Annotated in this window: 18 protein-coding genes; 2 read left to right on the top strand and 16 right to left on the bottom strand. The window is 61.6% G+C overall.

The genetic code is table 11. The annotated features are described in order from the left end of the window. Positions 1–513: 513 nt before the first annotated feature. Genes AC07Y9_RS13230 through AC07Y9_RS13215 form a run of 4 tightly spaced genes read right to left on the bottom strand, consistent with a single transcriptional unit; the run spans position 514 to position 3,966 of the window. A complete protein-coding gene (locus AC07Y9_RS13230) occupies positions 514–1,671 on the bottom strand; it encodes an osmoprotectant ABC transporter ATP-binding protein OsmV (protein WP_102678646.1) in 1,158 nt (385 codons plus the stop codon). Beyond that, on the bottom strand, positions 1,668–2,321 hold the full coding sequence (locus AC07Y9_RS13225) for an ABC transporter permease (protein WP_087091236.1): 654 nt from the start codon (positions 2,319–2,321) through the stop codon (positions 1,668–1,670). Before AC07Y9_RS13225 ends, AC07Y9_RS13230 begins: the two co-directional genes overlap by 4 nt. Positions 2,322–2,335: 14 nt before the next feature. After that, positions 2,336–3,229, bottom strand: a complete 894-nt coding sequence (locus AC07Y9_RS13220; protein ID WP_102678645.1) for a glycine betaine ABC transporter substrate-binding protein — start codon at positions 3,227–3,229, stop codon at positions 2,336–2,338. 20 nt (positions 3,230–3,249) lie between these two features. Further along, positions 3,250–3,966 (bottom strand): ABC transporter permease, encoded by a 717-nt coding sequence (locus tag AC07Y9_RS13215; protein ID WP_028681655.1) that lies wholly within the window; start codon positions 3,964–3,966, stop codon positions 3,250–3,252. 523 nt (positions 3,967–4,489) lie between these two features. Here AC07Y9_RS13215 and AC07Y9_RS13210 point away from each other — a divergent pair. Then, entirely contained in the window at positions 4,490–6,073 is a 1,584-nt protein-coding gene (locus tag AC07Y9_RS13210; RefSeq protein WP_007923830.1) for a peptide chain release factor 3, read from the top strand. A 256-nt stretch (positions 6,074–6,329) separates the two neighbouring features. On the opposite strand, the gene AC07Y9_RS13205 is transcribed toward AC07Y9_RS13210, so the two are convergent. Continuing rightward, complete coding sequence (locus AC07Y9_RS13205) at positions 6,330–7,322, bottom strand: fimbrial protein (protein ID WP_371858167.1); 993 nt, start codon at positions 7,320–7,322, stop codon at positions 6,330–6,332. 560 nt (positions 7,323–7,882) lie between these two features. On the opposite strand from AC07Y9_RS13205, the gene AC07Y9_RS13200 reads away from it, so the two are divergent. Then, on the top strand, positions 7,883–8,143 hold the full coding sequence (locus AC07Y9_RS13200; protein ID WP_102678644.1) for a hypothetical protein: 261 nt from the start codon (positions 7,883–7,885) through the stop codon (positions 8,141–8,143). A 117-nt stretch (positions 8,144–8,260) separates the two neighbouring features. Here AC07Y9_RS13200 and AC07Y9_RS13195 read toward each other — a convergent pair whose 3' ends face one another. The 11 genes from AC07Y9_RS13195 to AC07Y9_RS13145 all read right to left on the bottom strand — a co-directional run bounded on the left by AC07Y9_RS13195 (position 8,261) and on the right by AC07Y9_RS13145 (position 21,347). Continuing rightward, on the bottom strand, positions 8,261–9,232 hold the full coding sequence (locus tag AC07Y9_RS13195; RefSeq protein ID WP_053259630.1) for a peptide ABC transporter ATP-binding protein: 972 nt from the start codon (positions 9,230–9,232) through the stop codon (positions 8,261–8,263). Beyond that, a complete protein-coding gene (locus AC07Y9_RS13190) occupies positions 9,232–10,200 on the bottom strand; it encodes an ABC transporter ATP-binding protein (protein WP_009042158.1) in 969 nt (322 codons plus the stop codon). Before AC07Y9_RS13190 ends, AC07Y9_RS13195 begins: the two co-directional genes overlap by 1 nt. A gap of 10 nt (positions 10,201–10,210) precedes the next feature. Next, positions 10,211–11,137: an ABC transporter permease subunit gene (locus AC07Y9_RS13185; RefSeq protein WP_007927027.1), complete on the bottom strand. Its 927-nt coding sequence runs from the start codon at positions 11,135–11,137 to the stop codon at positions 10,211–10,213. Positions 11,138–11,148: 11 nt separating this feature from the next. Then, a complete protein-coding gene (locus AC07Y9_RS13180; RefSeq protein ID WP_007927028.1) occupies positions 11,149–12,159 on the bottom strand; it encodes an ABC transporter permease subunit in 1,011 nt (336 codons plus the stop codon). Between the two features lie 73 nt (positions 12,160–12,232). After that, positions 12,233–13,828: an ABC transporter substrate-binding protein gene (locus AC07Y9_RS13175; RefSeq protein ID WP_102678643.1), complete on the bottom strand. Its 1,596-nt coding sequence runs from the start codon at positions 13,826–13,828 to the stop codon at positions 12,233–12,235. 82 nt (positions 13,829–13,910) lie between these two features. Beyond that, the gene (locus AC07Y9_RS13170; RefSeq protein WP_053259633.1) at positions 13,911–15,311 is read right to left on the bottom strand and encodes an OprD family porin; all 1,401 of its coding nucleotides are present in this window, start codon (positions 15,309–15,311) and stop codon (positions 13,911–13,913) included. Positions 15,312–15,483: 172 nt separating this feature from the next. Continuing rightward, the gene (locus tag AC07Y9_RS13165; RefSeq protein WP_053259634.1) at positions 15,484–17,085 is read right to left on the bottom strand and encodes an ABC transporter substrate-binding protein; all 1,602 of its coding nucleotides are present in this window, start codon (positions 17,083–17,085) and stop codon (positions 15,484–15,486) included. 305 nt (positions 17,086–17,390) lie between these two features. Beyond that, positions 17,391–19,016 (bottom strand): ABC transporter substrate-binding protein, encoded by a 1,626-nt coding sequence (locus tag AC07Y9_RS13160; protein ID WP_087091239.1) that lies wholly within the window; start codon positions 19,014–19,016, stop codon positions 17,391–17,393. A 113-nt stretch (positions 19,017–19,129) separates the two neighbouring features. Beyond that, a complete protein-coding gene (locus tag AC07Y9_RS13155) occupies positions 19,130–19,567 on the bottom strand; it encodes a hypothetical protein (RefSeq protein WP_087091240.1) in 438 nt (145 codons plus the stop codon). 262 nt (positions 19,568–19,829) lie between these two features. Then, on the bottom strand, positions 19,830–20,393 hold the full coding sequence (locus AC07Y9_RS13150; RefSeq protein ID WP_007927037.1) for a cupin domain-containing protein: 564 nt from the start codon (positions 20,391–20,393) through the stop codon (positions 19,830–19,832). Between the two features lie 237 nt (positions 20,394–20,630). Then, positions 20,631–21,347 (bottom strand): SIMPL domain-containing protein, encoded by a 717-nt coding sequence (locus tag AC07Y9_RS13145; RefSeq protein ID WP_007927039.1) that lies wholly within the window; start codon positions 21,345–21,347, stop codon positions 20,631–20,633. Between the last annotated feature and the right edge of the window lie 61 nt (positions 21,348–21,408).

Raw genomic sequence — 21,408 nt, 5'->3', positions numbered from 1 at the left:
GCTCATTTACAACCAGTAAACTCCGCTTCCTCGCCTCTTCCCGCCTTGTCTTGCCTGCGCTCGCTACGCTCTCAAACGATCTGCAAAAGGTTTCCCTATGGCCTTGCTGTCTCGTCGTCAGTACTTGAGCCGGATGGATCGTTTCCAGCATGGACGTTCGGCGCGAACTTTAGGGCGTGAGGGGCCTGAGATCAACAAAAAATGTCGCGTTTTTGCACGCGTTCGTCGCGTGGCCCGAGCCAGTCATTTATGTAACCGACCCAGATGACAGGCTGATGTTCCCCAGGGTGGGGAATCCGTGGCGTGAGGGGCCCGGTTCCCGGTCGAGTGCGGGCAGGTGTCGCGAGGCACTGTAGCCGCTGCCGAGGCACCAGGCTGCGATCGACTGCGAAGCAGGCGCAGACCCGGCACCTCGGTATATCAGGGCACCGAGGGCAGGGGGCACGGCCGCTTTGCGGCCGATCGCAGCCTCATTCTTCGGCAGCGGCTACAAGATCGGACCGATGCGGCAGGTCAGGCCAATGCAGTCTCGGCCGGCGAGACGATGTTGGTCTTCATGCCGCGCGAGCGCCCGGAGCTGAGGTAGGCGGCAATCGATTCCTGGGTCACTTCGCCGAGGAACACCCGCTCGGCATCCAGCACCGGCAGCCACGAACGGTTGAACTCGTACATCCGCGACAGCAGGATCCGCAGGTGTTCGTCGTAGGCGGCGGTGGCGTTGAATTCGCGCAGGTACTGGGCGCAGGTGCCGGCCTGGCGGTGCAGGTCGCGGCGGCGCACATACCCCAGGGCCTTGTTGTCGGCGCAGGTCACCACCAGGTAGCGGCGGTCGTGTTCGTCCATCAGTTCCAGGGCGTCGGCCACTGGGGTTTCCGGGCTCACCGACGGCGCGTTGTCGGCGGCGTCCTCGGCCTTCACCAGCAGCAGGCGCTTGAGGGTGCTGTCCTGGCCGACGAAGTTGCTGACGAACTCGTCCGCCGGATGGGCCAGCAGGGTGTCCGGATGGTCGATCTGCAACAGCTTGCCGGCGCGGAAGATGGCGATCTTGTCGCCGAGCTTGATGGCTTCATCGATGTCGTGGCTGACCATGATCACGGTCTTGTTCAGCGCCCGCTGCATCTCGAAGAACTCGTTCTGGATCATCTCGCGGTTGATCGGGTCGACCGCGCCAAAAGGTTCGTCCATCAGCAGCAACGGCGCATCGGCCGCCAGCGCGCGGATCACGCCGATCCGCTGTTGCTGGCCTCCCGACAGTTCCCGTGGGTAGCGATGCAGATATTGCTTGGGTTCGAGCTTGATCATGCTCATCAGCTCGCGGGCGCGCTCATGGCATTTCTGCTTGTCCCAACCCAGCAGCTTGGGCACCACCACAATGTTTTCCTCGATGGTCATGTTGGGGAACAGGCCGATCTGCTGGATCACGTAGCCGATGTTGCGGCGCAGGGTCACTTCGTCGAGGCCGGTGGTGTCTTCGCCATTGATCAGCACCTTGCCCGAGGTGGGCATGATCAGGCGGTTGATCATCTTCAGCGTGGTGCTCTTGCCGCAGCCCGATGGCCCAAGGAACACACAGATTTCGCCTTCATTGACGGTCAGGCTTACGGAGTCAACGGCGGTGATGGTCTTGCCGTTGCTTTGGAAGGTCTTGGTCAGGTTTTGAAGTTCGATCATTTGAGCAGTCCTTTTGGAGTCAAGGAGCGTTGCAGCCATTGCAGAAGCAGGTCGGCGAAGATCGCCAGGAGGCTGACCAGCACCGCGCCGACGATCAGCATCGACATGTCGCTGCGGCTGATGGAAGCAAGAATGAGCACACCCAGGCCGCCGGCACCGATGGTGGCGGCGATGGTCATGACGCCGATGTTCATCACCACGGCGGTGCGTACGCCGGCGAGGATCACCGGCACGGCGATCGGCAGCTCGACCATGCGCAGGCGCTGGCCGAAGGTCATGCCGATGCCACGGGCGGCTTCGCGAATCCCCGGCTCGACGCCGGTCAGCGCCAGGTAGGTGTTACGCATGATCGGCAACAGGGAGTAGAGAAACACCGCGGTGATCGCCGGCAGCGGCCCCAGGCCCTGGCCGAACCTGGAGTAGAACGGCAGCAGCAGGCCGAACAGGGCGATCGACGGGATGGTCAGCAGCACGGTGGCGCTGGCTTGCAGTGGGCCGGCCAGGGTCGGGAAGCGGGTCATCAGGATGCCCAGGGGCACGCCGAAGAGGATCGCCAGGGTCACGGCGATGCCCACCAGGGTGATGTGCTGCCAGGTCAGCTGGATGACTTGCTGCCAGTCGAGATGGGAAAAGGCGTTGAGAAATTCCATGGCTCTTTCCTCCCTCAATTCAGTGGATGCTGGCGCAGGAAATCTGCGGCAACGGCGGATGGGCTTTCATGGTCGACGTCGACCCGGGCGTTGAGCTGGCGCATGGTTTCGTCGTCGAACAGTTCGGCCAGCGGCTTGAGGTCGGCGGCCAGTTGCGGGTGGGCGTCGAGGTAGGCCTGGCGCACCACGGGGGCCGCGGTGTAGTCGGGGAAGTAATGCAGGTCGTCGTTGAGCAATTTCAGCTTGAAGGCATTGAGCCGGCCGTCGGTGGTGTAGACCAGGCCGGCGAACACCTGGCCGTTGCGCAGGGCGGTGTAGACCAGCCCGGCGTCCATCTGCCGGATGTTCTTGCGGGTCAGGTCCATGCCGTACAGCTTGACCATGCCTTGCAGGCCGTCGGAGCGGTTGGCGAACTCGGTGTCCAGGGCGATCAGGTGGTGGTCCTGGCGTTCGGCGTCGAGGACGTGTTTCAGGTCGCTGACGCTGTTGATCTGCGGGTATGCGTCCGCGACGTTTTTCGGCAGGGCCAGGGCGTAGGTATTGCTGAATTTCGACGGGGTCAGCCAGACCAGGCCTTTTTTCCCGTCGAGTTCCTTGACCCGCTCATAGGACTGTTGGCTGTCGAGCTTTTCCGTCACGTGGTTGTAGGCCACCAGGGACACCCCGGTGTATTCCCAGAGCATGTCCAGCTGCCCGCTTTCATGAGCGCTGCGCGCCAGGTTGCTGCCCAGGCCACCGGTGACCCGGGTGTCGTAGCCCTTGCCGCGCAGGTACTGCGAGGTGATTTCCGCCAGCAGTGTCTGCTCGGTGAAGACCCGGGCGCCGATGCGGATCACCGGCTTTTGCGCGGCCTGGGCAATTCCTGCGCACAGCAGGACGCAGCCTATGATCAAAGCTATTTTTTTCATGTGAATTCCTTCGCGCAGGCTTAAGACGGGCGCAGGCCGCGTTCCAGCCAGAGGCGGCTGGCCAGTGTCACCAGGCCGTCGAGCAGCAGCGCCAGCAAGGCGGTGCAGGCCGCGCCGAGCAGCAGTTGCGGCTGGTTGTTCAGGGCGATGCCGGGGAAGATCAGGCTGCCGAGGCTGTTGGCGCCGATCAGGAAGGCCAGCGGCGCGGTACCGACGTTGATCGCCAGGGCCACGCGCACGCCACCGATGATGATCGGCACGGCGTTGGGCAACTCGACTTTCCACAGCACCTGGCGCGGCGTCATGCCGATGCCGACGGCGGCTTCCTTGAGGGAACCCTGGACGTTTTTCAGGCCTTCATAGGTGTTGCGCACGATGGGCAGCAAGGAGGCGAGGAACAAGGCGAAGATAGCCGGCCCGCTGCCGATGCCGAGGATCCCCAGAGCGATGGCCAGGACGGCCAGGGGAGGGACGGTGTTACCGATGTTGAACAGCTGCATGAAGCGCTCGGCACGCCCGACCATCTGCGGTCGGCTGAGGAAGATGCCGGCGGGTATCCCCACCACGAGGGCGGCGAACATTGAAGCGAGTACCAGGTACAGATGGGCTTGCAGGTAAAACAACAGATCGTCGCGGTAGTGTTCGATCGTACTGATGCCGATCCAGTGGACCAGCAGGGCCAGGAGAGCGATGACCGCCGCGCCTCCTATCAGCCCTTTGCCATAGCGAATAGCCACAGGCGGACTCCTTTTTCATGTCGGCGAGCATTCTTTCGTGTGGCAAGGCCATACCTGGCTGCCAAAAGAACGGTCGCGAGAAGCAGCTCGTCGATGCGCTGGAAACAGCGCGGGACCGAGCCATACGCATAGCCTCGTCAGGCTAACTTGCTGATTTTTCTACCCCTGACGAAAGCTCGTAACAGGGGAGTGGACGCCTCCACCTTTTAAAAGGTTCCATATTTGGCAGCGTTTGGCCACCCTCAATCCCATAACTCCGATATCTCTGATACCTGGCCGCCCGTAGCCGCTGCCGAGCGCAGCGAGGCTGCGATCGGCGGCGCAGCCGTCGCAGAACCTGCCTCCTCGGCATACCTGACAGAGCAACATCGCAATGCCGCCCAGCCTGATCGCTGCCTCGCGCTGCTCGGCAGCGGCCACAGGGGCAAGGGTTGCAGGGGCGAGGGCCGAACGGTGGTCCGTGGAGCTTGCTTTGCGCTATACTCGCCGCCCTTTTTTTGAATCACCTGCCAGGCGATTTCCCATGACCAAACAGGCCGCCGAAGTCGCGAAACGCCGCACTTTCGCCATTATTTCCCACCCGGATGCGGGTAAAACCACCATCACCGAGAAGCTCTTGCTGATGGGCAAGGCGATTGCCGTTGCCGGTACGGTGAAGTCCCGCAAATCCGACCGCCACGCCACTTCCGACTGGATGGAGATGGAGAAGCAGCGCGGTATTTCCATTACCACGTCGGTCATGCAGTTCCCTTATCGCGAACACATGATCAACCTGCTCGACACCCCGGGCCACGAAGACTTCTCGGAAGACACCTACCGCACCCTGACCGCGGTGGACTCGGCGCTGATGGTGCTCGACGGCGGTAAGGGCGTAGAGCCACGGACCATTGCCCTGATGGATGTCTGCCGTCTGCGTGACACGCCGATCGTCAGCTTCATCAACAAACTCGACCGTGACATCCGCGACCCGATCGAACTGCTCGACGAAATCGAAGCGGTCCTGAAGATCAAGGCGGCGCCCATCACCTGGCCGATCGGTTGCTACCGTGACTTCAAGGGTGTGTACCACCTGGCGGGCGACTACATCATCGTCTACACCCCAGGCCACGGTCATGAGCGCACCGAAACCAAGATCATCGAGAAGCTCGATTCCGATGAAGCTCGCGCCCACCTGGGCGACGAGTACGAACGCTTCATCGAGCAACTGGAGCTGGTGCAAGGCGCTTGCCATGAGTTCGACCAGCAGGCGTTCATGGACGGCCAGCTGACCCCGGTGTTTTTCGGCACCGCCCTGGGCAACTTCGGGGTCGACCACGTGCTCGACGCGGTTGTCGACTGGGCGCCGCTGCCGCTGGCGCGCGTGGCCAACGAGCGCACCGTGGAGCCGCAGGAAGAGAAGTTCACAGGCTTCGTGTTCAAGATCCAGGCGAACATGGACCCGAAACACCGCGACCGTATCGCCTTCATGCGCATCTGTTCGGGCAAGTACGAGAAAGGCATGAAGATGCGCCACGTGCGTACCGGCAAGGACGTGCGCATCGGCGATGCGCTGACCTTCTTCTCCTCCGAGCGTGAACAGCTCGAAGAGGCCTACGCCGGCGACATCATCGGCTTGCACAACCACGGCACCATCCAGATCGGCGACACCTTCACCGAAGGCGAAGCCCTGGGCTTCACCGGTATCCCGCACTTCGCCCCGGAACTGTTCCGCCGCGTGCGCCTGAAGGACCCGCTGAAATCCAAGCAACTGCGCCAGGGCCTGCAACAGCTGGCCGAAGAAGGCGCGACCCAGGTGTTCTTCCCCGAGCGCAGCAACGACATCATCCTCGGCGCCGTCGGTGTGCTGCAGTTCGATGTGGTCGCCAGCCGCCTGAAAGAGGAATACAAGGTCGAGTGCTCCTACGAGCCGATCACCGTGTGGTCCGCGCGCTGGATCGATTGCAGCGACAAGAAGAAACTCGAGGAATTCTCCAACAAGGCCGTGGAAAACCTGGCACTGGATGGTGGCGGTCACCTGACCTACCTGGCCCCGACCCGGGTCAACCTGGCGCTGATGGAAGAGCGCTGGCCCGACGTGAAATTCCGCGCGACCCGCGAGCATCACTAAGGTCTGAGCGACGCCTCACCAAAAAGCCCCGCGGCCCAAACCGCGGGGCTTTTTTATGTCCAGAACCTATCCATTCCCGTAGGAGCGAGGCTTGCCCGCGATAACGTCCGCCCGGCCAATGAACTTCTCCCGGCAGAACCGCGGTGGCAGGTTTTGGGGCTGCTACGCAGCCCATCGCGAGCAATCGAGCGTCGACCGGCATGTGGCGTGCCTGTGAGGCGCGAAGCCAATCCCGCACGCTAGGGCGGGATCAGGCTCAGTTGTACACCAGCACGTAACTGACCACCGCATCGGCTTTACCGGCTTTCACCTCGCCACCGCTCGGGACGTAACGGGCCTGGCCAGCAAAATGGTAGACCTCGGCATCGGGTTGGCTCTGCTGCCAGTCAAGGTTGAGGGCCTGGCTCGGGGTGAACGGCAGCCGGGTACCCTTGCCGTTGGTGAGTTCGATGGCCGCGCCGCTGGCGACATGGCTTTGCCCGGCATCGTTGAACTTGAGCAGGCCATCGCTGGTGGTGGCGCCTTGGAAATAGATCTTGACCGGTGCCGGCTGGGTGGGGCGCAAGCCTTTGCAGTACACGTTCAAATTGAAGTTATGTGCCTGGGTGTTGCCTGTACGGATATTGGAGGCGGCGACTTTCCCCATGGGGACGATGAGGCTCTTGACCTGTGCTTCGCAGGCGCTGAAATAAATGCTGTTGGTCACGTTGGTCGTCAGGTTGGTACCGACAATCTTCATAGTAGGGGTTACACCGGTTACCCAGCGGTCGGAGCTCAAGCCGAATGAGATCGGGCCCTTGCCTACCGCGGCGCCGGTGCGGATGAAGTCTATGATCACGTGAGTGGGCATTTGCAGTGATATTGCAAATAATGATGTGCTCTCAAATGGAGGATATTTGACGCTTCCCCAGTTCGGTCTGTCAAAACCGATTCTGACTCCGACGCCTTCAACAGTGGTTTTGTATACGTTAGGCAGCCCAGCAGGCTCTAGACCAGTGACATTCAAGGTCATACCCCATTTTTCGCTACATCGGAGAGAGAAGTTCCAATTGTTAAAATTGATTGACTGCCGCGCCATGACTTGGCCGATTGGCGCTGGGGATAGGCTGGTGGTGCCTGCCAGCGGAGGTATTGTGAGTGTGCTTTCTGATGGCGGGAAATACTCCCAGTCACATTCGGCAAAAGCCGAATGGGCTCCGGCTAGCGTGGTAACCAGAGTCAATGCCGATAATATTTTTTTGAAGAGCATGGGGTACCTGCCTGGTCGCGAAATTGAGCGATGGAGTGCTTTCCCTTCCGTTCATTGAGAAGCAGGTTCGCGTCATCCATGGCGCTGCATGTTCTGCCCAACGATAGAGTTCGATGGTGTTGTGGGTGAGTTTCAGCCGGGGGGAGGAATGCTATCGATGCCGGGCATATCGATGAATAAGATGAATCTGATATGCGTGTAGGGCGCTCTGCGTGTAGGTCTTGACGTTGCGTTATTCCCGTAGGAGCGAGGCTTGCCCGCGATAGCGCCGGTTCGGGCAATGACTTTCTCCCGGCAGAACGGCGTTGGCAGGTTTGGGGCTGCTGCGCAGCCCATCGCGAGCAAGCTCGCTCCTACAGAGGTGGTGGGATGGGCATAACCGCAGGTTTTAAGGTCTAGTAGAAAGCCGTCTATCCAGTGGGCGGATAGCTAGCTTCCTATCTGGAAAAGCGCCGGCTTCGGGGCTAGGTTTCAGGGGCAAGGTTTCATACGAAGCCGCGCCTTGCAGGTCAGGGCCTGTGGCCATCATTGATTCACCTACATAAAGGGACGGAATCAACATGAATGTCTTCCAACGGGGTGTGCTGTTGCTCAAGGTGCTGGTGCTGTTGTCGCTGGGCATGTCCGCGGCCTGGGCCGGCGACCAGGCCGCACGGGTGCCGGGTGTCTGGGGGCCGGGGCATTTGCAGAACGGGGTGCAGATGATCGCCAAGTCGGAATCCGAGCCGGGCGATCAGGGACAGGGTGGTAGCGAGGGCGATGACGATTCGACCACCGACGAGCCGGACCCCGACAGCGACGACGAGGCTAGCCAGGGCTGAGCCAGGCTGGCGGAAAAAAGAAACCCCTCCTGCCGGACTGATGCGCAATCCGGCAGGAGGGGTTTGGTCAACACAGATGAGGCGCCGCGGGTCACCGCGGCGCCTTTTTTTGCCGGCTCAGCCGAGGAACTGTTCGGCGTAGTGGCAGGCCACCTGGCGGGTGTCGAGCAGGCGCAGGGCCGGCTCTTCGCTGCTGCAACGCTCGGTGGCGTATGGGCAGCGCTTGTGGAACGCACAGCCGGATGGCGGGTTCAGCGGGTTGGGCAATTCGCCGACGATCTTGATCTTCGGTTTGTCCGGGTCCGGGTGAATGGTCGGCGTGGCCGACAACAACGCCTGGGTGTAAGGGTGCAGCGGACGGGTGTAGATGTCCTCTTTCGGGCCCATTTCCACCGGCCGGCCGAGGTACATCACCATCACGTGGTCGGCGACGTGACGCACCACCGCCAGGTTGTGGGAGATGAACACATAGGCGGTGTTGAACTCCTGCTGCAGGTCCATGAACAGGTTCAGCACCTGGGCCTGGATCGACACGTCGAGGGCCGAGGTCGGTTCGTCCGCCACCAGCACTTTCGGTTGCAGCATCATCGCCCGCGCCAGGGCGATACGCTGGCGCTGGCCGCCGGAGAACATGTGCGGGTAGCGCTGATAATGCTCGGGGCGCAGGCCCACCTGCTTCATCATCGCCTGGACCTTGTCCCGTCGCTCGCTGGCCGACAGCTGGGTGTTGATCAGCAGCGGCTCGGCCAGTTGATCGCCGATCTTCTGCCGTGGGTTGAGCGAGGCGTAGGGGCTCTGGAACACCATCTGCACGTCTTTGCGCAGTTGCTTGCGCTGGGCCTTGTCGGCGCCGGCGACTTCCTGGCCGGCGATTTTCAAGGAGCCGGAAGACGGTTCTTCGATCAGGGTCAGGGCCCGGGCCAGGGTGGATTTGCCGCAGCCGGACTCGCCGACCACGGCGAGGGTCTTGCCGGCTTCCAGCTCGAACGACACGCCGTTGAGGGCGCGTACGGTCGCATGGCCCTTGAACAGGCCGCGGGACACTTCGTAGTGACGGGTCAGGTTGCGGGCGGTAAGAACGACGGCCATTACGCCACCTCCTGATTCAGCGGGTAGAAGCAGCGGGCGAGGCTGGCGGCTTTCGGATCGAGGCCTGGGCGCTGCTGGCGGCAGTTTTCCTGCACGTACGGGCAGCGCGGCGAGAGCAGGCAACCTTGCGGACGGTCGTAGCGACCGGGAACGATGCCCGGCAACGTCGACAGGCGCGCGGCGCCCATGCTGTGCTCGGGAATCGCTGCCAGCAGCGCTTCGGTGTAGGGATGGGCGGGGATGTCGAACAACTCCGGCACCTGGCCCACTTCCACCGCTTGCCCGGCGTACATCACGCACACGCGCTGGGCGGTCTCGGCGACCACCGCCAGGTCATGGGTGATCAGCACCAGGCCCATGTTCTGCTCGCGTTGCAGGTTGAGCAGCAGCTCCATGATCTGCGCCTGGATGGTCACGTCCAGGGCGGTGGTCGGTTCGTCGGCGATCAGCAGTTTCGGCTCGCCGGCAATCGCCATGGCAATCGCCACGCGTTGGCTCATGCCGCCGGACAGTTGGTGCGGGTAGGCGTCCATGCGGCTGGCGGCGCCCGGGATCTCGACTTTTTCCAGCAGTTCGATGGCGCGCTTGCGGGCCGCCTTGCCGGACATCTTCAGGTGCAGGCGCAGCACTTCCTCGATCTGGAAGCCCACGGTGTAGCTCGGGTTCAGCGCGGTCATCGGGTCCTGGAACACCATGGCCAGGTCCTTGCCGACGATCTGCCGGCGTTGCCGGGCGCTGAGCTTGAGCATGTCCTTGCCGTCGAAGCTGAGGGCGTCGGCGGTGACGATGCCGGGATGCTCGATCAGCCCCATCAGGGCCATCATGGTCACGGACTTGCCGGAGCCGGATTCGCCAACGATGGCCAGGACTTCGCCCTTGTCCACGTTCAGGTCCAGGCCATCCACCACGGGAACGGCCTGGGCGTCGCCGAAGCGCACGTTGAGATTCTTGATTTCTAGCAGTGACATGGGAATCTCCTCAGGCGGCGTTCTTGAGTTTCGGGTCCAGCGCATCGCGCAGTCCGTCGCCCATCAGGTTGATTGCCAGCACGCTGAGCAAAATGGTCAGGCCGGGCAGGCTCACCACCCACCAGGCGCGTTCGATGTAGTCGCGGGCCGAGGCCAGCATGGTGCCCCACTCAGGGGTGGGCGGCTGGACGCCAAGGCCGAGGAAGCCCAGGGCCGCGGCATCGAGAATCGCCGAGGAGAAGCTCAGGGTCGCCTGGACGATCAGCGGCGCCATGCAGTTGGGCAGCACGGTGATGAACATCAGGCGCGGCAGGCCGGCACCGGCCAGGCGCGCGGCGGTCACGTAGTCGCGGTTGAGCTCGCCCATCACCGCGGCGCGGGTCAGGCGCACGTAGGACGGCAGCGATACCACGGCGATGGCGATCACGGTGTTGATCAGGCCTGGGCCGAGGATGGCGACGATCGCCACGGCCAGCAGCAGGGACGGCAGGGCCAGCATGATGTCCATCAGACGCATGATGGTCGGACCGAGCAGGCGCGGGAAGAAGCCGGCGAACAGGCCCAGGAGGATGCCCGGGATCAGCGACATGACCACCGACGACAGGCCGATCAGCAGCGACAGGCGCGAACCGGTGATCAGGCGCGACAGCAGGTCGCGGCCCAGTTCGTCGGTGCCGAGGATGAACTGCCATTGGCCGCCTTCGAGCCAGACCGGCGGGGTCAGCAGGAAGTCGCGGTATTGCTCGCTCGGGTTATGCGGGGCGACCCAGGGCGCGAAGATCGCGCAGAAAATCACCAGCAGCATGAACAGCAGGCCGGCCACCGCGCCCTTGTTGCGCGAGAACGCCTGCCAGAATTCCTTGTACGGCGACGGGTACAGCAGGCTTTGATCCACGGCCACGGCGGATACGGCTACTGAGGAGGTTGGAGTGCTCATGAGTATTGTCCTCAGCGCTGGTGACGAATGCGTGGGTTGGCAAAGCCGTAGAGGATGTCCACCACGAAGTTGACGAGGATCACCAGGCAGGCGATCAACAGGATGCCGTTCTGCACCACGGGGTAGTCCCGGGCGCCGATGGCTTCGATCAGCCATTTGCCGATGCCGGGCCAGGAGAAGATGGTTTCGGTCAGGACCGCGCCGGCCAGCAGGGTGCCGACTTGCAGGCCGACCACGGTCAGCACCGGGATCAGCGCGTTGCGCAGGCCGTGCACGAACACTACGCGGGCGGGCGACAGGCCCTTGGCCTTGGCGGTGCGGATGTAGTCTTCGCGCAGCACTTCGAGCATCGAGGAACGGGTCATCCGCGCGATCACCGCCAGCGGAATGGTGCCAAGCACGATGGCCGGCAGGATCAGGTGGTGCAGGGCATCGAAGAAGGCGCCGGTGTCATCGGCCAGCAGGGTGTCGATCAGCATGAAGCCGGTTTTCGGCTCGATGTCGTAGAGCAGGTCGAGCCGCCCGGAAACCGGGGTCCAGCCCAGGCTCACGGAGAAGAACATGATCAGGATCAGGCCCCACCAGAAGATCGGCATCGAATAGCCGGCAAGGGAGATGCCCATCACCCCGTGGTCGAACAGGGATCCTCGTTTCAGCGCGGCGATCACCCCGGCCAGCAGGCCGATCACGGCAGCGAACAGCATCGCGGCCGAGGCCAGTTCCAGGGTTGCCGGGAACAGGGAGGTGAACTCGCTCCACACACTCTCGCGAGTACGCAGGGATTCACCCAGGTCGCCCTGGGCGAGTTTGCCGATGTAGTCCAGGTACTGGGCATACAGCGGTTTGTTCAGACCAAGGCGTTCCATTGCCTGGGCATGCATCTCAGGGTCGACCCGGCGCTCGCCCATCATGACTTCCACGGGATCGCCGGGAATCATGCGAATCAATGCGAACGTCAGCAAGGTGATGCCGAAGAATGTGGGAATCAACAACCCCACACGGCGGGCAATAAAACTAAACATCTTGTGGTGTACCTCATCAGCCGGTTAGGCGTGTCCGGCATCCCTGGGGTCAGGGATGCCGGGCGTTTCTTATCTACTTCACCTGGGTGGTAGCGAAGTTGTTGGTGGTCAGGGGACTCTGGTGGTAGCCCTCGACGTTCTTGCGCATTGCCGTGAACATTTTCGGATAGGCCATGGGGATCCAGGGTTGTTCCTTGTCGAAAATATCCTGGGCCTGTTCATAGAGTGCGGTCCGTTTGGCCGGCTCGGATTCGGCGCGGGCCTGATCGATCAGGCTCTGGAACGCTTTATTGCACCAGCGAGCGTAGTTTTCGCCGTTTTTGGCGGCCTCGCAACTGAGGTTGGGGGTCAGGAAGTTGTCCGGGTCCCCGTTATCCCCCGCCCAGCCGGCGGAAACCATGTCGTGCTCGCCGTTCTTGGCGCGCTTGAGCATCTCGCCCCATTCCATGACGCGGATATCGATCTTGAGGCCGATCTTCGCCAGGTCGGACTGCATCATCTGTGCGCCGAGCAGCGGGTTGGGGTTGGTCGGGCCACCGCCGTTGCGGGTGAACAGGGTGAAGACCGTGCCTTCCGGCACGCCGGCTTCCTTGATCAGGGCGCGGGCCTTGTCCAGGTCGCGGGCCGGGTTGCCCAGGCTGGTGTTGAAGCCCAGCAGGGTCGGCGGGTAGGGGCCGGTGCCGACCACCGCGTTGCCCTTGCCGTACAGGCTGTTGACGTAGGCTTCCTTGTCGAAGGCGATGTTGATGGCCTGACGGACACGCGGGTCGCTCATGTACTTCTTGGTGGTGTTCAGGGCCACGTAGCCCACGGTCATGGCGGCCAGGTCGTCGACCTTCAGGTTGGTGTCGGCCTTGATGCTCGGGATGTCGTCGGGTTTTGGATACAGGGCGACCTGGCACTCATTGGCCTTGAGCTTCTGCAGGCGCACGTTGTTATCAGTGGTGATCGCCAGGATCAGCGCGTCGGCCGGCGGCTTGCCACGGAAGTAGTCCGGGTTGGCCTTGAACCGCACCTGGGCGTCCTTGGCGTAGCGCTGGAAGACGAACGGGCCGGTGCCGATCGGCTTGCTGTTGAGGTCGCCGGGCTTGCCGGCCTTGAGCAACTGGTCGGCGTATTCGGCCGGGAAGATCGAGGCGAAGGCCATGGCCACGTCGGCCAGGAACGGTGCTTCGCGCCGGGTCAGGGTGAAGACCACGGTGTGGTCGTCGGTTTTCTCGACGCTTTTGAGCAGCTCCTTGAAGCCCATGCTCTCGAAATAGGGGAAGCCCACGCTGGACTTGTCATGCCACGGGTGTTTCGGGTCCAGCTGACGCTGGAAGCTCCAGAGCACGTCGTCGGCGTTCATCTCGCGGGTCGGCTTGAAGTAATCGGTGCTGTGGAACTTGACGCCTTTGCGCAGGTGGAAGGTGTAGATCAGGCCGTCCGGGCTGATCTCCCAGGACTCGGCCAGGGCCGGCTCGATGTCCGTGGTGCCGGGCTTGAAGTCCACCAGGCGGTTGAAGATGGTTTCCGCCACCGCGTCGGCAGTGACTGCAGTCGTGTACTGGACCATATCGAAGCCTTCCGGGCTGGCTTCGGTACAGACCACCAAGGGCTTGGCCGAGACGCCTGCGGCGACGCTCAGCAGTGCGGCAGCGATAGCCGCTTTCAGGGGAAGCATTTTCATCTAGAACCCTCTGCAATCGGTTGAACCAGAGTAGCTGGAGTGGCGAATTCGTCATGAATTCGCCAACCAGCCGATGTGTTTTTTAGAGAATCTTGAACGGGATGGTGGTGACCAGGCGGAACTCGTTGATGTTGCCGTCGGCCTGGTTTTCGCTGGCGCGGTGGGTAGTGTAGGTCGCCCGGATCGCGGTTGCCTTCAGCGGACCGCTCTGGACTGCATAAGACGCGCCAATACCGTATTCGTAGTGGGTTTCGCCATCCATCAGGCTCAGGTCGCCGCGCTGGGCGCCTGGATCGGTGTAGGCGGTGCCGCGGTAATGGGTACCGTCGATGCCCCAGCCGCGTGCCGAGTAGATGTTGAACTTCAGGCCTGGCACGCCGTATTCGGCCATGTTCAGACCGTAGGCGATCTGGAAGGACTTCTCGTTCGGGCCGTTGAAGTCCGAGAGCAGGGAGTTGGCCAGGTAGATACCGTTGGTTTCATGCAGGTAGTCGAAGTACTCGTTACCGTTCACTTGCTGGTAGGAGAAGGTCAGGCTGTGGGCCTGGTGAGTCAGGCCGAGCGACAGCGAGTAGGTGTCGTTGTCGATCTCGCCCATCAACTTCTTACCTTCGTCGACGGTCTTGTAGTAGTTCAGGCCGGTGGTCAGGCTCAATACCTGGCTGTCACCCAGCTCGTGGGTGGCGCCGAAGTAGTACTGGTTCCAGAAGTCTTTGACATTGGCGCCATACAGGCTGGTTTTCAGGCTCTTGAACGGCTGGTAGTTCACACCTGCGGTGTAGACCTTGTCGGTTTCCACGCCGGTGGCGGAATACTCGGTGCGGAATTTCGACAGGCTCTGTTCGGTACGCGGCGAAACGCGATCGAAACCGGCCAGATCGAACGACAGGTTGTTGAACTCTTCGCTGTGCAGGCTCACACCTTCGAAACTCGAAGGCAGGGCACGGTTGCCGATGACGTCGACGATCGGCGTGCTGAAGTTCTGGCGACCGGCGGTCAGGGTGGTGTTGGAGACGCGGAACTTGACGTTGGCCAGGCCCAGTTTGCTCCACTGGCCGACAGCGTCGCCGTCGGAGTGGGTCAGGGTACGGTTGTTCTTGCCGGCGATGTCCTTGCGGTCACGATCCAGCGCGATGGCGTTGTAGGCGGCCACCTCGGTGCTGACCCCGACAGTACCTTCGGTGAAGCCCGAGCTGTAGTTGAGGATGGTGCCCTGGACCCAGTTGATCCGGCGTGGGGTCGAAGTCGGCTGGCCGTTGTGGTTGTAGGAGAAGCGGTCGTCACGACGCTTCAGCTCGTTGGCGTACCAGTTGCGGGTCGTGCCTGACAGGCTCTGGCCTTCGACGAAGCCCTTGGCCTCCGCCTGGGCGCTGGTGCCGTTCAGTTCGGTCGGAACGAATTCCTGACTCACGCTTTCCGCATGGGCCATGGCCGTGATGCTGCTGATGGCCAGGGCCAGTAACGCGGTGTTGCTCGGTTTCATGGGTGAAGCTCCTTTGCTTTCTTTATTTTTATGCCGGTCTTTTTGGGTTGACCGGCTTTTGCTTTACAACTCATTCAAGGCATCGCAAACGTTTGCATGAGGCTTGATCGCCGAATTCAGGCAACAGATTTGCGTGGGGGCGAATATCGCCCCCAGCGGCCTGGCTAATCATTTATTGGTCGATGCTGACGCCCGAGAACACGTTGCGGCCGAAGGGGCTGACCTTGAATCCTTCGACTTTGGCGCTCAACGGCTGGTTGACCGTCGAGTGGGCGACCGGGGTGATCGGTACCTGCTGCTTGAGCAACTGCTGGGCCTGTTGGTAGAGCACCGTGCGCTGTTCGCGATCGGTGACGATCTTGGCCTGCTTGATCAGCTTGTCGTACTGCGGGTCGCACCACATGGAGTAGTTGTTGCCGCCAATGGCGTCGCAGCTGTACAGGGTGCCGAGCCAGTTGTCCGGGTCACCGTTGTCGCCGGTCCAGCCGATCAGGCTGATGTCGTGCTCGCCATTCTTGGTGCGCTTGATGTACTCGCCCCACTCGTAGCTGACGATCTTCACTTTCAGGCCGATCTTGCCCCAGTCGGACTGGAGCATTTCGGCCATCAGCTTGGCGTTGGGGTTGTAGGGACGTTGCACGGGCATGGCCCAGAGGGTGATTTCCGTGCCTTCCTTGACCCCGGCGGCCTTGAGCAGCTCACGGGCCTTTTGCGGGTTGTAGGCGGCGTCCTTGATGCTGGTGTCGTAGGACCACTGGGTCGGCGGCATGGCGTTGACCGCCAGCTGGCCGGCGCCCTGGTACACGGCGTTGAGGATGCCCTGCTTGTTCACCGCCATGTCCAGCGCCTGGCGCACTTCGAGCTGGTCGAAGGGCTTGTGGCGAACGTTGTAGGCGATGTAGCCGAGGTTGAAGCCGGGCTTTTCGATCAGTTGCAGTTTCGGGTCTTTTTTCAGCGCTTCGACATCGGCCGGCCGCGGATGCAGGGTGATCTGGCATTCGCCGGCCTTGAGCTTCTGCACGCGCACCGAGGCATCGGTGTTGATGGCGAAAATCAGCTGGTCGAGCTTGACCCGGCTCGGGTCCCAGTACTGCTTGTTGGCGGTGTAGCGGATGTTCGAGTCTTTCTGGTAGCTCTTGAACACGAACGGCCCGGTGCCGATCGGCTTCTGGTTGATGTCGCTGGGTTTGCCGGCCTTGAGCAACTGGTCGGCATATTCGGCCGAGAGAATCGCGGCGAAGCTCATGGCGATGTTCTGGATGAACGCGGCGTCCACCGAGTTCAGGGTCATCACCACGGTCAACGGCCCGGTCTTCTCGACCTTGGCGATGTTCTTGTTCAGGCTCATCCCGTTGAAGTAGGGAAACTCGGTGGGGTAGGCCTTGCGGAAGGGCTGCTCGGGATCGAGCATGCGGTTGAAGGTGAAGAGCACGTCGTCGGCGTTGAAATCACGCGTCGGCTTGAAGTACGGCGTGGTATGGAACTTCACCCCTTCGCGCAGATGGAAAGTGTATTGCAGGCCGTCCGCGGAAATATCCCAGCGGGTGGCCAGGCCCGGCACCACATTGGTCGCGCCTTTTTCGAACTCCGCCAGGCGGTTGTACAGCGGCTCTGCCGCGTCGTTGTCGGTGGCGGTGGTGTATTGCGCGGTGTCGAAACCGGCCGGGCTGCCTTCGGAGCAGAACACCAGGCTGTTGCCGGCCGCCAGGCTGGCGGAGGTTGCGGTCAACAGGCCGGTGCCCAGCAGGGCGGATAAAACCAGGGAATGACGCATGACGATCCCTCTTCCTTTTTATTGTTTTGATCGATGAGCAGTCACCCCATCCGGAGGCGGTCATGTCATTGATCCCAAGTCTCGCTTGCAGCAAATGCCGGGCAATGGATGCACCACTCCATGCTTTGACGGTAGGGGTCGCCGCATGGGTAGTAAATGCCAAAGAGCCTGAAAGACATGTAAGGAACTTCCGAAATGCCCGTACTCACCACGATGGGGCGCAGCAAGAGGAAGAGCGTTCGAGTTCCGGCAGTCCTGGCAGGTAAGGCAACGGCGACGTCAGCTGACGTCGCCGTTGCAGACCCTTATTTGCTGATGCTGACGCCGTAGAACGAGTTCAGGCCAAAGGGGCTGATCTTGAAGTCCTGCACGTTGGCGCGCATGGGTTGGAACACCGTCGAGTGGGCGATAGGTGTCATCGGGACCTGGTCTTTGAGGAGGTGTTGCGCCTGCTTGTACAGCTCGGTGCGTTTGGCCACGTCCGGGGTGGCCTTGGCTTGCTTGATCAGTGCGTCGTACGGCTTGTCGCACCATTTGGAGAAGTTGTTGCCGTTCATGGCGTCGCAGCCGAACAGGGTGCCGAGCCAGTTGTCCGGGTCACCATTGTCGCCGCTCCAGCCGATGATCATCGCCTGGTTCTCGCCACCCTTGGAGCGCTTGATGTATTCGCCCCATTCGTAGCTGACGATGTTGACCTTCAGGCCGATCTTCGCCCAGTCGGACTGCAGCATTTCAGCCATCAGCTTGGCGTTCGGGTTGTACGGACGCTGCACCGGCATGGCCCACAGGGTGATCTGGGTGCCTTCCTTGATGCCGGCTTCCTTGAGCAGCGCCTTGGCTTTCTCGGGGTCGTACTTGGCATCCTTGATGGTGTCGTCATAGGACCACTGGGTCGGTGGCATGGCGTTGACCGCCAGCTGGCCCGCGCCCTGGTAGACCGAGTCGATGATCTGCTGCTTGTTCACCGCCATGTCCAGCGCCTGGCGGACCTTGAGGTCGGCCAGCGGGTTGGCGTCGGTGCGGCCCTTGAGCACAGGCATCACGTTGTAGGCGATGTAGCCGAGGTTGAAGCCGGCTTGCTGCGGCAGCTTGAGGGTCTTGTCCTCGCCCAGGGCCTTGAGGTCGGCCGGGCGCGGGAACAGGGTGACCTGGCATTCGTTCTTTTTCAGCTTCTGGATACGTACCGACGGGTCGGTGGTGATGGCGAAGATCAGGTTGTCGATCTTCACGTCTTCAGGCTTCCAGTACTCCTTGTTGCCGGTGTAACGGATGTTGGAGTCTTTCTGGTAGCTCTTGAACACGAACGGCCCGGTGCCGATCGGCTTCTGGTTGATGTCGCCCGGCTTGCCTTCCTTGAGCAACTGGTCGGCGTACTCGGCGGACTGGATGGAGGCGAAGCTCATCGCCAGGTTCTGGATGAACGCGGCGTCTACGGTTTTCAGGGTGAACTTGACGGTCTTGTCGTCGACTTTCTCGACCTTGGTGATGTTGGTGTCCATCCCCATGTCGGTGAAGTAAGGGAATTCGGTGGGGTACGCCTTGCGGAACGGCATGTCCTTGTCGAGCATGCGGTTGAACGTGAAGAGCACGTCGTCGGCGTTGAAATCACGAGTCGGCTTGAAATACGGCGTGGTGTGGAACTTCACCCCATCGCGCAGATGGAAGGTGTAGGTCAGGCCATCGTCGGAAATGTCCCAACTGGTCGCCAGGCCAGGAATGACGGCGGTGCCGCCACGCTCAAACTGGCTGAGGCGGTTGAACAGGGTTTCTGCTGAGGCGTCGAAGTCGGTTCCGGTGGTGTACTGGCCTGGGTCGAAACCGGCCGGGCTCCCTTCGGAGCAGAACACCAGGTTAGTCGCCGCCTGGGCGAAGGGTGCGCTGGCGAGCAAGCCGGCGCTGACTAAAAGCGGAATGACTGCTTGTTTGAACATGGTTGCCTCATGATTTGTTGTCATTTTTGGTGTAGAGGGCGACCTTATGAGTCGACCCGCCGATACTTATGCAGGCCCCATACCCAATGCAAGATGCGGGGCCGTCACAAGTATCAAGGAGTGGAACGAACGTACAGGAATGACGCATTTGTATAAATATTGGCGCATTTGACCGTGTGCGCTGGTTTTTTCTGGTGCATGGGTTGCCTTCTTGCGGGGCATCCGGAGCGAGTCGTGCCTCCGCTTGGTGCGTCGCTGGGGCGGGTGTCGACCGGCTTCTGGTTGAGCCGCCTGTCCTTGCCTGCCTGGCGCAAGTGTTTGGCGCATTGGGTTGAGCGGATGAAGTAGGACGGCTTGGTGAGGGAGGCCGTGGAGAACGGATGCCCGGGACCTTGCAGGCGATGGCGGGTGCACAGCACATCGTCGGCGGCGTTGACATTGTGGCTCGCAGTGAAGTTGTCACTGTGGAGGTTGCGGGTGGCGTGCGACAGTGGGATGCCGAGGATCAGCCTCGCTGTCTGCCAAACCTGGAGCGGAAAGGTCTTACGCATGCAAACCTCATTTTTTCTTTTTCTAGGGCGTATCTGAGGATTGGCCTTGTGGGCCGGGGCAACTCGCCTTCTATGGGGAGTGGATGCAGCCCCATGGACCCTGTGCGGCGATGGCGATCGCTTTGTTGTGGGGGTGATTGACGATTCGCCGATGCCGAAATTAAGTCATGCTGAAATCGTGGTCAACGAAAATTAAGCGTGACTAACATTTCTCTTGCGCGCGGGGTGTCTGTGAGGTTGCGCAGGCGGCCACGGGGCGGGTTCAGGCCGCTGAATGGTCGTCGAACAGGCCCATGGTCGTGACGGTCAATACTTCTGCCGGGCCGTTGCCGGCGTTAGCCAGGTAGTGAGGTTTGGTCGAGTCGAAGTGCACCGAGTCGCCGGCGCCGAGGGGATACTGCTGCCCCTCGATGGTGTAGACAATTTGCCCCGAAAGAACGTAGGAGAACTCGGCGCCATCATGGGAAATCAGTTCCGACTGGTAGCCCACCGGTATGTTCATCTTCACCGCGTTGATCAGGTTGCCGGGAAAGGAACTGGACAGCCGCTCGTAGGCCAGGGGCTGGCCTTCGATGGTGTAGCGCACCCGCTTGCCGTCGTGGGAGTCGGGTTGTGCCTGGGTCGGCTGGTCGAATAGGGCGTTCAGCGGAACGTTCAGAGACTTGGCAATGTTGACCAGGGAGGAGATCGAGACGCCGGTGAGATTGCGTTCCGCCTGGGAGAGGAAACTGGCGGTCAGGCCGGATTCGCTGGCGATCTGGCGCAGGGTTTTCTTGGCGGCGCGGCGATAGCGACGCAGGCGTTCGCCGATGCGGTCTGCGGTCATTGGAGAGACTCTTATAGGAAAGGCGCAGTATACCCGGTGGACGTCAATGACGTCTGATAGGCGCCATACCGGGGGCCGTAACTTTAGCATCACCGATGTGGCCGAGTTCACCCCCTCTATTCCAAAAAAGGGCGAGTCCCTCAGGCTGGGTTGAAACAGTGGGTAGCAAAAAAAACGCGGTAACCTCATTGGTGCTGGAGGTCACCGCCGTTTTTTTGGGGACGGGCAGGGAAAACGTTACGGCATCAGGACTTCGATCGAGCCATCGGCGGTCATGCTGACCTGGCTGGTGCCGGCCTCGACTTCCGGAGTGACCGGCGCCGCATCCATGCCCGCGGCTTTCATCATCACCGGCCCGCGCAGATACGGTTGTGGATAACCGTTGCTGTTGAGGTTCAGGTTGACGATCTTGTAGCCCTTGCCGCCCAGCGCTTCGGTGGTCAGCTGTGCACGAGCCTTGAAGGCATCGACCGCTTCCTTGAGCAGTTTGTCTTCGCTGGCCTTGCGGGTCGGGTCGGCGATGGCGAAATCCATCCCGCCCATCTTCAGGTCGGTCAGCAGTTCGCCGGTGAGCTTGGACAGCGCGGCGAAGTCCGAGCTTTCCAGGCGCAGTTCGGCGCGCTCGCGCCAGCCGGTGATCTTCTGGCCCTTGGTGTCGTAGATCGGGTAGCTGTTGCGGCTGCCCTGGCGCAAGGTGATGTCCTTGACCTGGCGTGCCTGGCCCAGGGCCTTGTTCATGGTGGTGGTGATTTCCGCGGCGAGCTTGGCCGGGTCGGCGTTCTGCGATTCGCTGTAGAGGGTGACGATCATCAGGTCGCGGGCCACTTCCTGACTGACTTCGGCGCGCAGGGAGATCTGGTTGTAATGAAGCTCATCGGCGGCCAGGGCCGGCAGGCTGGCGAGGGTGCCGGCGCTGAGGGCGAGAAGGGCGGCGCTGCGACTGAATGTATGCATGAAAACTCCTTGAGTGCGGTCCGCAGGTATTGGGTCCCAGCCTGCGTGAAACCATCAGACT

This window comes from Pseudomonas sp. GW456-L12, from assembly GCF_059424045.1.
Note: the sequence above shows the minus strand (reverse complement) of the source record. Positions and strands in the feature narration are given on the sequence as shown.